Source organism: Micromonospora sp. NPDC049171 (assembly GCF_040648275.1).
In the GTDB taxonomy this organism is placed as follows: Bacteria; Actinomycetota; Actinomycetes; order Mycobacteriales; family Micromonosporaceae; genus Micromonospora.
In genome coordinates, this window is the sequence record NZ_JBEZDJ010000040.1 from 18918 (window position 1) to 30962 (window position 12045).

At 72.0% G+C, this 12045-nt stretch carries 12 protein-coding genes; 6 read left to right on the forward strand and 6 right to left on the reverse strand.

From position 1 onward, the window contains the following. Positions 1-8: 8 nt before the first annotated feature. Positions 9-1028: a prephenate dehydrogenase/arogenate dehydrogenase family protein gene (locus AB0B14_RS33985; protein WP_357067842.1), complete on the reverse strand. Its 1020-nt coding sequence runs from the start codon at positions 1026-1028 to the stop codon at positions 9-11. A gap of 252 nt (positions 1029-1280) precedes the next feature. On the opposite strand from AB0B14_RS33985, the gene AB0B14_RS33990 reads away from it, so the two are divergent. Further along, entirely contained in the window at positions 1281-3122 is a 1842-nt protein-coding gene (locus tag AB0B14_RS33990) for a M48 family metallopeptidase (RefSeq protein ID WP_357526163.1), read from the forward strand. A gap of 44 nt (positions 3123-3166) precedes the next feature. Here AB0B14_RS33990 and dapC read toward each other — a convergent pair whose 3' ends face one another. Together dapC and fdxA are read right to left on the reverse strand one after the other, a co-directional pair. After that, positions 3167-4276, reverse strand: coding sequence for a succinyldiaminopimelate transaminase (gene dapC / locus AB0B14_RS33995; protein WP_357067897.1), 1110 nt, complete (start codon positions 4274-4276; stop codon positions 3167-3169). Beyond that, complete coding sequence (gene fdxA / locus AB0B14_RS34000; protein WP_091422126.1) at positions 4273-4599, reverse strand: ferredoxin; 327 nt, start codon at positions 4597-4599, stop codon at positions 4273-4275. Before fdxA ends, dapC begins: the two co-directional genes overlap by 4 nt. A 79-nt stretch (positions 4600-4678) precedes the next feature. On the opposite strand from fdxA, the gene AB0B14_RS34005 reads away from it, so the two are divergent. Further along, positions 4679-5728, forward strand: coding sequence for a GNAT family N-acetyltransferase (locus AB0B14_RS34005; protein WP_357067837.1), 1050 nt, complete (start codon positions 4679-4681; stop codon positions 5726-5728). 411 nt (positions 5729-6139) lie between these two features. Here the strand turns inward: AB0B14_RS34005 and AB0B14_RS34010 are convergent, their stop codons facing one another. From AB0B14_RS34010 to mshB, 3 genes are all read right to left on the reverse strand, one after another. Next, positions 6140-6604, reverse strand: a complete 465-nt coding sequence (locus tag AB0B14_RS34010; protein WP_357067835.1) for a hypothetical protein — start codon at positions 6602-6604, stop codon at positions 6140-6142. Between the two features lie 65 nt (positions 6605-6669). Next, complete coding sequence (locus AB0B14_RS34015; protein WP_357067833.1) at positions 6670-7119, reverse strand: hypothetical protein; 450 nt, start codon at positions 7117-7119, stop codon at positions 6670-6672. A gap of 14 nt (positions 7120-7133) precedes the next feature. Then, on the reverse strand, positions 7134-8210 hold the full coding sequence (gene mshB / locus AB0B14_RS34020) for an N-acetyl-1-D-myo-inositol-2-amino-2-deoxy-alpha-D-glucopyranoside deacetylase (RefSeq protein WP_357067831.1): 1077 nt from the start codon (positions 8208-8210) through the stop codon (positions 7134-7136). Between the two features lie 86 nt (positions 8211-8296). Here mshB and AB0B14_RS34025 point away from each other — a divergent pair, with 86 nt between their 5' ends. The 4 genes from AB0B14_RS34025 to AB0B14_RS34040 all read left to right on the forward strand — a co-directional run bounded on the left by AB0B14_RS34025 (position 8297) and on the right by AB0B14_RS34040 (position 12013). Beyond that, positions 8297-10441, forward strand: a complete 2145-nt coding sequence (locus AB0B14_RS34025) for a prolyl oligopeptidase family serine peptidase (protein WP_357067829.1) — start codon at positions 8297-8299, stop codon at positions 10439-10441. 126 nt (positions 10442-10567) lie between these two features. Next, a complete protein-coding gene (locus tag AB0B14_RS34030; RefSeq protein ID WP_357526165.1) occupies positions 10568-11488 on the forward strand; it encodes an alpha/beta hydrolase in 921 nt (306 codons plus the stop codon). A gap of 60 nt (positions 11489-11548) precedes the next feature. Further along, entirely contained in the window at positions 11549-11773 is a 225-nt protein-coding gene (locus tag AB0B14_RS34035) for a DUF1737 domain-containing protein (protein WP_357526167.1), read from the forward strand. Between the two features lie 156 nt (positions 11774-11929). Next, complete coding sequence (locus AB0B14_RS34040) at positions 11930-12013, forward strand: hypothetical protein (protein ID WP_357526216.1); 84 nt, start codon at positions 11930-11932, stop codon at positions 12011-12013. Positions 12014-12045 lie beyond the last annotated feature (32 nt).

The window sequence follows — 12045 nt, forward strand, 5'->3', positions numbered from 1 at the left end:
CCCTCAGCCTAGTCAGCCGCGGGCCGCCGCGCCGCGTAGGAGACGGTCTCGACGCCGACTCGCAGACCGGTCAGATGACCGCCGGCCGCCCCCAACTCGTGCAGCCAGGACACCTCGGCGGTGTGGTCACCGCCGAGGGGGAACTGCCTGTCGTACGCGTCGAACCGGCGGTCGCGCAGCGCCAGGCGGGAGGTACGCGCCTCGTCGTAGCGTGCGGTGAGCGTCGGTGCGTCGCCGGCACGCAGCGCGGCGGTCAGGTCGTCCAGGAACGCGGTGACCTCGGTCAGCTCGCGCAGCACCCGGTCCCGGTTACCGAGCAGCATGTTCGCGGTCCGCTCGGCGGGGGTGCCGGCGACCCGGGTGCCGTCGGAGAAGCTGCCCGCGGCGAGCGCGAGGATCGCGTCGCGCAGTGGCGCCCGCTGCACGGCACCGGCCAGCGCGCCGGCCAGCAGGTGCGGCACGTGTGAGGCGAGGGCGGCGGCCGAGTCGTGCTCCGTCGGGGACATCGGCACCACCCGGGCCTCGAAGAGGTCCACCAGCAGCTCGGCCAGCCGGCGGAACGCGGCCGTGGCCGCCCCGGCCGTCGGGCACAGGACCCAGGCGGCGCCGGTGAGCAGGTCCGGCCCCGCAGCCGTCAGACCCGCCCGGTCGGTGCCGGCCATCGGGTGGCCGGGCACGAACCGGTGCGTCAGCCCCTGTGCGGTGGCGAACGCCGCCACCTCCTCCTTGGTGCTGCCGACGTCGGTCAGCACACACCGCTCACCGGTCATCGCCGCCACCTCGACGAGGGTCGCCGGCAGGGTGGGCAACGGCCCGCAGAGGAAGACCACGTCCCGGTCGGCCACCGCCTCGACCAGCCGGTCCGGAGCGGGTACGCCGATCCGGCGAGCCTCCCGGCGGGTGGCCTCGTCCGGGTCCCACCCGGTCACGTCGACGCCCGCGGCGTGCATCCGGAGCAGCACCGAGCCTCCGATCAGACCGGTGCCGACCACCGCCGCCCGCACCCGCGCGCCGGGCCTGTCCACCATCCGCACACCTCGACGTTCCTGCTGGGGGTGCGGGGCCGACACGGCCCCGACCGGGTCCGGCCGAGGATATCGTCCGAGGCCGGCCCGCCCGCCGCTCAGTCCTCGACGCCCAGCGCGTACCCGGTCACGAGCCGCAAGATCGTAGATCTGACCGAGGCCGACCGGAAGGGGGTTGTCCGGTTCAGATCAGCGTCGTACGGTCCGCTCCGCCGCCCGCCACGTCGACGCGGGCTACAGCGGGAAGGAAACGAAATGTCCGCGACATACCGGGCGCTCGCCTCGGTGGTCATGTTGATCGGCTTCTACGTCGTCGCGCTCCTCCAGCTCGCCGCCGTCGTCGCGCTCGGCGTCTGGCTGTTCGATCACACCAACGGGATCGTCACCGGGAAGCTGCTGCTGCCCCTGGTCATCGCGCTGGGCGCGGTGGCCGTCGGGTTGTGGCGCGCGATCCGTACGAAGAACGAGCCGGCACCCGGCCTGATCCTCACCGACCGCGAGGCGCCGGGCCTCTGGGCCGCCGTGCGCGAGCTGGCCACCGCGGTCGGCACCCGCGCCCCGGACGAGATCCGGCTGGTGCCGGAGGTGAACGCGGCGGTCGCCGAGCAGAGCAAACTGCTCGGCCTGGTCGGCGGACGGCGCACCCTGTACGTCGGGCTGCCGCTGCTCCAGGCGATGCGGACCGACCAGCTGCGTTCGGTCCTCGCGCACGAGCTGGGCCACTACTCCGGCAAGCACACCCGCCTCGGCGGGGTGGCCTACCGGGGTCGGTTGGCGATCGCGGAGACGCTGGAGCAGATCAGCCCGCGTAACCCGATCGGCTGGGTCTTCAAGGGCTACGCGAAGCTCTACCTGATGGTGGACAACGCCGCGTCCCGGCGGCAGGAGCTGGAGGCCGACCGCTCCTCGGTGCTGCTGGCCGGGCACGACGCCGCGGCCTCCGCGCTGCGTACGCTGCCGGCGCTCGACGCGGCCTGGGGCTTCTTCATGCGTCGGTACGTCGAGCCGGGCTGGTCCGCCGAGCTGGCGCCGGACGACCTCTTCGGCGGCTTCGGTCAACTGCTGCACGGCCGGCGGGACGAGATCGCCGAGATGCGGGAGAACGTCCCCGACCGGGCTCCCTCCCCGTGGGACACCCACCCGCCGATCGGCGTCCGGGTCGGCGCGATGGCGGCCCTGCCGGCCGTAGCGATCGCGCCGGACGAGCGGCCCGCCACGCTGCTGCTCGCCGACATCGCCACCGCCGGACGGCAGTTGCAGGGGCTCGTCGTCGACCACGGCCGCCGCCAGGTGTTGCCCTGGGCGCAGTTCATCGCCGCGGCGGTCGCGGCCGGCGTGCAACAGCGGGCGGACGGCATCTACCGGGCCGCGGGGCGGTTCACCGGCGTTTCCCAGCCGGGCCTCACGACGGTGCTGGACCTGGTCCGCTCCGGTCGGTTGGGGGAGTTCGCCGAGCAGTTCTTCGACGACGCGACCCGCGAGGAGGCCGCGGCCCAGTTCGCCGGGCCGATGGAGACGCTGCTCGACAACGCGGCCGTCCGCTCCGGTCAGGCGCACTGGCAGCTCTCCTGGTCCGGTCCGGCGCAGCTCGTCGGGCCGCAGGGGCAGCCGTGGGACCTCGCCGAAATCGCCAAGTTGGCAGTCGCGCCGCAGAGCCTGGACGTGGCGTTGGCCCGCTTGGTCGAGCTGGGCGTCGACCCCGCCGGCGCGACGGTGGTGGAGGACCGGGTCTCCGGGCGGGACGCCGGCCTGATCGGCGCACTGGCCAACATCAAGATCGACGGTACGGAGCACGACGTGCTCATCCTCGACCGAGGGCTGGTCCTGATCAGCAACCCCGGCAAGGCCAGCCAGGGCGAGAAGCGGCTACGCGCGCTCGTCGGCTCGGTGCCGATGGCGGAGCTGGTGGCCGGGCACACGTTCCTGCCCTACGAGGAGATCGCCGCCGTGGACGTCAAGCGGGAGGTGCCGCTCAAGGCCGAGGTGACCCTGCACGACGGCCGGGTGGTCGCCCTGCAGGAGCTGATGGGCAGCGAACTGCTGGAGAAGCAGAGCCGGAACACCCTGCTGCGGGTCTTCCGTCAGATCGCCGACTGACCGTCCGGGCGGTCGGGCCGACGGCTCGACCGCCCGGAGCGCGATCAGGCCTGGGCGAGGCGGGCCGCAACCCCGGCGATGTGCTCGTCGGACTCGGTCAGCGCCGCCCGTACGTGCTGTTGGCCGCCGGGACCGTAGAAGGCGCCGGCGGCGACCAGGATGCCGCGCCGAGCCAGCCAGTCGACGGTCTGCCAGCAGTCCTCACCTCGGGTCAACCAGAGGTAGAGACCCGCCTCGGAGTGCTCGACGGTGAACCCGGCACCGGTGAACGCGGCGGCCAGCACCTCCCGCCGGGCGCGGTAACGCTCCCGCTGTTCCTCGGCGTGTCGCTCGTCCTCCAGTGCCGCCACCATGGCCGCCTGCACCGGCGCGGGCACGATCATCCCCGCGTGTTTGCGCACCTTCAGCAGCTCGGCGACGAGCGCCGGGTCACCGGCGACGAAGCCGGCCCGGTAGCCGGCGAGGTTGGACCGCTTGGACAGCGAGTGCAGGGCGAGCAGCCCGGCATAGCTGCCACCGCTGACCTGCGGCGACAGCACCGAAACCGGATCGGCCGACCAGCCGAGCGGCAGGTAGCACTCGTCGCTGGCGACCACCGCCCCGCGTTCCCGAGCCCAGTCGACCACCTTGCGCAGATGCGCCGCGGGCAGCACCCGACCCGTCGGGTTGCCGGGCGAGTTGACCCACACCAGGCGGACCCGCGGGGTCGGCCCCAGCGAGGTGAGCGAGTCGGTGCGCACGACAGTCGCGCCGGCCAACCGGGCACCGTCCTCGTAGGTGGGGTACGCGATCGACGGCACCACCACCACGTCACCCGAGCCGATGCCGAGCAGGGTCGGCAGCCAGGCGACCATCTCCTTGGAGCCGATGGTCGGCAGCACACCGAGACCGTCGACCCCGGCACCACAGGCCCGGGACACCCACGCCGCGATCGCGGCCCGCAACGCCTGCGTGCCGGCGGTCAGCGGGTAACCGGGAGCATCGGACGCGTCAGCCAACGCCCGCCGGATCACCTCGGGCACCGGGTCGACCGGCGTACCCATGGAGAGGTTGATCAGGCCCTCCGGATGCGCCGCGGCCAGCGTGGCCGCGGCGTCCAGGGTGTCCCAGGTGAACTCGGGCAGTCGCGACGAGACCGGCGCGGGCCGGTTCAGTGGCCCTCGCCGCGCGGCGGCTGCGCGGCGACGAAGGTGGCGTCCTTCTCCACCTTGCCGATCTTCGAGGCGCCGCCGGGCGAGCCCAGCTCCTCGAAGAACTCGTAGTTGGCGCCGGTGTAGTCCTTCCACTGCTCCGGGACGTCGTCCTCGTAGAAGATCGCCTCCACCGGGCAGACCGGCTCACAGGCACCACAGTCGACGCACTCGTCGGGGTGGATGTAGAGCATCCGATTGCCCTCGTAAATGCAGTCGACCGGGCATTCCTCGATGCATGCCTTGTCGAGCACATCCACGCACGGCTCGGCGATGATGTAGGTCACCGGTCTTCTCCTCCGCAAGACACGCCGCGATCACCCGCGACAGTAAGAGCCTAGTATCTCGCCGGGGAGGGGGTCGATCGTGCTCCGACAGCAGGATGTGGGACACCGAATCGTAGTCCGCCGGATTGTGGGGATTCGCGAAGGCCGCCCGCTCTTCTCCGACGCCCTCGGCGAGCTGGTCGAGCTGAGCGAGACTCATCTCACGCTCTCCACCGCGCAGGGCCAACTGCGGGTCCCGGTGGCACAGGTCCACCGCGCCAAGCGGGTGCCACCCACCCGCCGGCCAACCGCCGCGGCGGTCGTGGCACTGGAACGGGCCGCCGACGAGGCCTGGCCGGCACCGACCCGGGGCCAACTCGGTGACTGGCTGCTCCGCGCCGCCGACGGCTGGACCGGGCGGGCCAACTCGGCGCTGCCGATCGGCGACCCTGACCGGCCGCTGCCCGCCGCCGTGGACGCGGTCGAACGCTGGTACTCCGAACAGGGCCAACCACCCATCATCAACACGCCACTGCCACTCGCCGCCCCGGTCGGCGCCGAGTTGGACACCCGCGGCTGGGCCGCCCGCCCGCCGGTCCTGGTCCAGACCGCCCCGCTCCCCCTACCGGCGCCAGCGGCCAGCTCACCGCCCGGCAACGCGCCGGTCGCCCGCCATACCCCCGCAACCGCCGGTCAGCACACCGACCAGCCCGGCACCACCGTTGCGGATGCCGATCGGTGGAACAGTGCGGTCGTCGAGCTGGCCGCCGCGCCGAGCGCGGAGTGGCTGGCCGTCGCGGCCGGCCGCAAGGGCGGCCTGCCGGACGCCGCCCGGCACGTGCTCACCGCCGTGGGCCAGGTTCGCTTCGCCCACGTGTACGACGACGGCACACTGGTGGCGGTCGGCCGAGGCACGGTGACCGGCCAGGGGCGTTGGCTGGGCCTCAGCCTGATCGAGGTGTTGCCGGTGGCCCGCCGTCAGGGACTGGCCAGTCGGGTGATCCACGAGTTGGCCGCCTGGGGCGTGTCGGCCGGTGCGACGCACGCGTTCCTCCAGGTCGAGCAGCACAACACCGCGGCGGTCGCGCTCTACCGGCGGCTGGGCTTCACCACGCACCACACCTACCTGACCCGAGTCGCCCCGCACTGACCCCGACCGGAACGCAGGGCGAACCCGCAAACGTGCGGGCCAGCCACACGCGGCGAGCCGGCACGCGGCCAGCCTGGCACGTGGCCCGCCGACACGTGGCCAGCCCGACACGTGGCCAGCCCGGCACGCGGCCAGCCCGGCACGCGGCCAGCCCGGCACCGTGATCGACTCGACTTTCAGGAAATCGCGGCATCTACCTGCCCAGGACGCCCCGATTTGACGAAATCCGAGTTGATCAACAGGAAGTCGGGGCATCCGCTCGCCCGGGACAGCCCGACTTCATGAAAACCGAGTTGATCAAGCCGCGAGCCCGACAGTGCACGCCCGCACAAGCCCGGAGGCACGCCAACTACGAACCCCACTGCCCCGACGACGCACGGCCCACTCACCCGAGTGGTGCGTTCGGGCGGGTCAGCGGCGGACGACGCGGCGGGGTTTGGCGGCTTTGACCTCGGCGTACCGCTTGAGCTGCCAGGAGCGGTAGTCACGCCCCAGCGCGGTGAGCACCAGGTAGCCGATCAGCACGCCGGCGCTGGCGGCGAGCAGGTACAGCCAGATCTGGGCGAAGAACGTCGGCGCGCCCCCGTCGAACGGGTTGTGACCGATCAGGAGGGGCCCGACCAGCACGGTCAACACCATTGCCGCGAGCACCACGAGGGCCATGTCGGCCGCCCAGTCCGCGAGTGGCCGGCGACGACCCCAGCGGAAGGCGACCACGGCCAGGGTCAGCCCGATCACCGCGAACATCGCCAGCGACACCCGGTCGGCGACGGTGTCGTCATCCTCGAAGCCGAGCCGGATGATCAGCCGGGCGACCACGTTGACCGCGAACAGTGCTGCCACGAGCACACCGATATCGCGCCACCGTCTGTCCATCGCCAGCCCTCCTGCCGTACGCCCCGTCGCGGGGCTCAGATCCCTGGCTGGAATATCTACCACCCTTACCTGGGTGGCGTCATCAGCCCGAGCGTGGCGGGCGGGGCGAGAATCTGCCGGAAGCCCATCACCGCGAAGGTCATCGCACCGGCCACGATCATGGCGAGGCCGACCCAGTTGTCGCCGGCCAGCAGCAGGTCACCCTCGTTGGTCCGGATGGCGGCTACCACCATCAGCGCAAACCACGGCACCGCCGGCAGCGCAACCGCCCACCTGCGGCCGACCGCCGCGTACGCGAACCAGCTCAGCGCGATGTTGGCGCCGACGGCGAGGAGTGCCGAGACGCCGATCAACTGCCCACCGACGCGGACCGTGGCGAGCAGCAGTTCGAGCACCCCGCTCAGCACTCCGGCGACCACTACGACGATCGCACCGGCCACCCGCAGGCCCAGGTCCAGCAGTCGCGGCGGCGGCCCCGCCGGGGGCGGGGCATCCTGGTCGTCCAGAACCGTCATCGACGCGGGCAGAGTCACCGAAGACCCGCCGCCGAGACCGAAGACCGGTCCGGGGCGTCCTCGACCGAAGACCGATCCGCACCAGCCCCGGCCGTAGACCGGCCCGCACCAGCCGCAGACCGGACCGCACCAGCCGCAGACCGATCCGTACCAGCCCCAACCACAGACCCGCCCACACCAGCCCCGACCGCAGACCGGGTCGGTGCGGTCTCCTCGGGGAGCCCGGCGAAGAGGTCGTCCTCCCAGCCGTACGGCCCGGAGCCCGGGCCCTTCTCGCCGACCGCGAGGGTGAAGAACTCCACGCCCATGAACTCACCGCCGAAGTTACCGGCGATCGAGTAGAGCCAGGAGGTGGCCGGGATCTGGGTGGCGTGCGCCCGCATCGCGGCCTCCTTGGCCGTGTGCTCGTCGGTGCCGTCGATCCGGGCGGCGATCTGGGCGTCCGGAGTGCCGAAGGGCAGGTCGGCGATGTCCGCGATGCCGCCGAACGGGTTGTCGGAGGACTCCGCGAAGTGCGCCATGCCGGCTTCCAGGACGCTGAGCGGCAGGGCGGTCCAGTAGACCTTCAGCGGGGCGCAGCCCTCGGCGGCGGCCAACTCGACAGCGCGCATCGCCACCCGGTGGGCCTGGATGTGGTCGGGGTGGCCGTAGAAGCCGTCCGGGTCGTACGTGATCAGCACCTGCGGGCGTACCTCCCGCATGATCTCCACCAGGTGCCCGGCGGCCTCGTCGAGGTCGGCCTGCCAGAAAGCGCGGGGGTGGTCGTTGGTTTCGAGCCCCATCATTCCCGAGTCGCGGTAGCGGCCGGCCCCGCCCAGGAAGCGGTGGTCGCTGACGCCGAGCGCGGCGCAGGCGGCGGCCAGCTCGGCGATCCGGTACCCGCCGAGCTGGTCGGCCTCGGCGGCGGCGAGTTGGGCCAGCGCCGGGACGTGGATCTCGCCCTCCTCGCCGAGGGTGCAGGTCACCAGCGTGACGTGGGCGCCGTTGGCGGCGTAGTGGGCCATCGTCGAGCCGGTGCCGATCGACTCGTCGTCGGGGTGCGCGTGGACCAGCAACAGGCGGCGGTCGGGCAGCGTCGTCACGACGGTCACTCTAACCGGCAGTCAGGGCCCGCCGACGCTGACGCGTCCGCCCAGGTCGGCCACATCACCTCGCGTACGGCTCTACGATCTGGTCTGTGGACTTTCCGGAGCTGGCCGCCCGCACCCGCCGGTTCAGCCACGGCGCGCCGCGCGCTGTCTCCGTGGCTGAGGACGGCTCCCGGGTGATCTTCCTGCGCTCGGCCGGGCCGGAGGATCCGGCGGACGCGCTCTGGCTGCTGGACGTGGCCACCGCCGAGGAACGCCTGGTCGCCGACCCGGCGACCCTGCTGGGCGAGGGCGGAGACGTCCGGTCGCTCTCACCTGGCGAACGCGCGCTGCGCGAGCGGCTGCGGCTCAGCGCCGCCGGCATCGGCTCGTACGCGCTGGACGCCGCCGGTCGGATCGCGGTGTTCGCGCTGGCCGGGCGGTTGTTCCGGGCGGATCTGGTGCACGGCGACGTGGTGGAGGTGGCCGCCGTCGGCCCGGTGCTGGACCCACGTCCGGACCCGACCGGGCAACGGTTGGCGTACGTGACCGACGCGGGCGAGGGTGTGCGCCGGGGTGAGCTGCGGGTGATCGAGACGGACGGCACCGACACCCTGCTGGCCGGCGAGGACGCCGGGGTGAGCTGGGGGTTGGCCGAGCACATCGCGGCGGAGGAGTTCGGCCGGTTCCGTGGCTACTGGTGGGCGCCGGACGGGCGCTCGGTGCTCGCGGCCCGGGTCGACGAGTCCCGCCTGGACCGCTGGCACCTGCACGACCCGGCCCAGCCGGGCAGCCCGCCGACCGCCGTCGCGTACCCCCGGGCTGGTGGCCCGAACGCGGAGGTCAGCCTGCACCTGCTGGACCTCGATGACGGCTGGGTCGACGTGCACTGGGACCGGGAGACCTACCCGTACCTGACCTCGGTCAACTGGGTCGAGGGCAGCCCGTTGATCACTGTGCTGCGCCGTTCGCAGCAGCACGGGCTGGTGCTGGCGGTCGACCCCCGTACGGGTGAGACGCAGGTGCACGCCGAGCTGGCCGATCCGCGCTGGGTCGAGCCGATCGCCGGCACCCCGGCGCACCTGCCGGACGGCCGGGTGCTGGTCGGCGGGGAGTTGGCACACGACGGGTACGACGCACGGTGCCTGTTCGCCGACGGCACCCTGCTCACTCCGCCGTCGCTGTACGTGCGGCGGGTGGTGGGTCGCCTGTCGGCCGGTTCCGGCCCGGCCGATCTGCTGGTCGAGGCCAGCGATGGTGAGCCGAGCGAGCGGCATCTGTTCCGGATCCGCACCACCATCGGCGGTGGGGTGGACGCGCGCCGGATCACCACCGACTCGGGTTGGCACACCGCTGCCGTGGGCGGTGACGTGCTGGCCGTCGGGGTCGCGTCACTGGACCACGCCGGGGTGCGGTGGACGATCCGGCGCGGCGACCAGGAGCTCGCCGAGTTGCGGTCGTTGGCCGCCACCCCGCCGTATTCGCCGTTGCCGCTGCTGGAACGGGTGACCGACCGACGGTTGCCGGCGGCGGTGCTCTACCCGGACAACCACGTGACGGGCCGACGGCTGCCGGTGCTGCTGGACATCTACGGCGGGCCGGGGCACCAGGAGGTCGTGGCGGCGCGGGCCGCGTGGCTGGAGCGGCAGTGGTGGGCCGATGCCGGGTTCGCGGTGGTCACCATCGACAACCGGGGTACGCCGGGAGTGGCCCCGTCGTTCGAGAAGGCGATCCACCGGCGGGTGGCCGACGTGGTCCTCACCGACCAGATCGACGCCCTGACCGCGCTCGCCGGGAAGCACCCCGACCTGGACATGGGGCGGGTGGGGGTGCGTGGTTGGTCGTTCGGCGGGTGGCTGGCCGGGTTGGCGGTGCTGCGCCACCCGGAGCTGTTCCGGTGCGGGATCGCGGGTGCGCCGGTGACCGACTGGGCGCTGTACGACACCGCGTACACCGAGCGTTATCTGGGGTTACCGGAGGACGGCACGGACGTCTACGCGCACCACTCGCTCGTCGAGTTGGCCGCCGAGCCGATCACTGGCCCGAACCAGACCCGCCCGTTACTGCTGGTGCACGGCCTGGCCGACGACAACGTGGTGGCCGCGCACACGCTGCGACTCTCCGCGGCCCTGCTGAGCACCGGCCGCCCGCACGCCGTGCTGCCGCTGACCGGGGCCACCCACCTGGCCGCGAACGGCACCGCCGAGCGACTGCTTCCGCTGGAGCTTGATTTCCTCCGTACCCATCTGCTTTGACGCAGCATTCGATAAACGGTTTCGGCATACCGCGCCCCGGTCGCATGCCATGCTGACCGAAGCGGGACCCGGCAGAGCGATTCCCCAGGGTGGCACCGCTTTCCCTTGTGCCGAAAGGACTCCATCATGGTGGGCATTGCGCAGAAACCGTCGGTCGCCGCCGTTCAGGAAGGCGAGTTTCCGGTCACGCACTTTCGCACGACGACCGTGAACGGAATCGACATCTTCTATCGCGAGGCCGGTCCGGCCGACGGTCCCGTCCTTCTGCTGCTGCACGGATTTCCCACGGCGTCCTCGCAGTTCCGCCATCTGATCCCGCTGCTCGCGGACCGGTACCGGGTGATCGCACCGGACTTCCCGGGTTTCGGCCACAGCGCCAGCCCGGACCGGTCGTCGTTCGACTACACGTTCGCCAACTTCGCCGACCTGATGGAGGGGCTGCTCGGCCAGCTCGGCGTGGATCGGTACGCGCTCTACTGCTTCGACTACGGGGCACCGACCGGTTATCGGCTGGCCCTCAAGGGGCCCGAACGGGTCAGCGCGCTCATCGTGCAGAACGGCAACGCGTACGAAGAGGGCCTGAGCGCATTCTGGGATCCGATCAAGGCCTACTGGGCCGAGAAGACCGACGAGCGCCGCCAGGCCATCGCGTTCATCCTCAACCCCGACACGGTCAAGCAGCAGTACACGGCGGGGGTGAAGGACCTCAGCCGGCTCGACCCCGACCGGTGGGCCCACGACGACGCGCAGCTCGCCCGCCCCGGCAACGCGGACATCCAGCTTGATCTGTTCTACGACTACGGCAGCAACGTCACGTTATACCCGGAGTTCCACGCCTTCTTCCGCGACCACCAGCCGCCGACGCTGATCATCTGGGGCCAGAACGACCCGGTCTTCCCGGCCGCTGGCGCCCACCCCTATCGCAAGGACCTGCCGTCGGCCGAGTTCCACCTGCTCGACACCGGCCACTTCCTGCTGGAGGACAAGCTCGACGTCGCCGCGCCGATGATCCACGACTTCCTGGACCGCTCCATCGGCCGTTCCTGAGCGCCGGGACAGCTCGACGCCCGCGCGCCGGACCGATCCGTCAGCAGGGATGATGCGGCGGTGTCGGATTTCACGAGGCCGCTGCGCTACCGCCTCATCACCGGGCCCGATGACGCTGAATTCTGCGCCCGCGTCAGCGCGCTTCTCGATCAGGGCTATCAGCTGCATGGGTCACCGGCGCTGACCTTCGACGGCGAACGCGTCATCGCCGCTCAAGCATTGGTGCTGTCGCGCTCTGCCGGCTCCGAGGCGCCCGCTGAGCGGACACGTCGCGGCGAACTCTGACGTGACCGGCGTCGCAGGTTCTCAGGGGCCTGCGTCGTATTGGGCCCGGGCTTCGAAGACGCGATCCATGTGCGTCTCCGCCCAGCTCTTGATCGCGATCATGACCGGGAACAGTTCCTGGCGACCAGCGGCGACATCCCGCTCCGGGTCGCTGACGTGTACCCCTTCGCCGACGCGGCGGCAGCTCACGAGCGGCTGGCCCACGGCGGCGTACGCGGCGGCGTGGTGATCGTCCCCTGATCCGCGGTGGAAGCTCGGCTGTCGCGCCACGG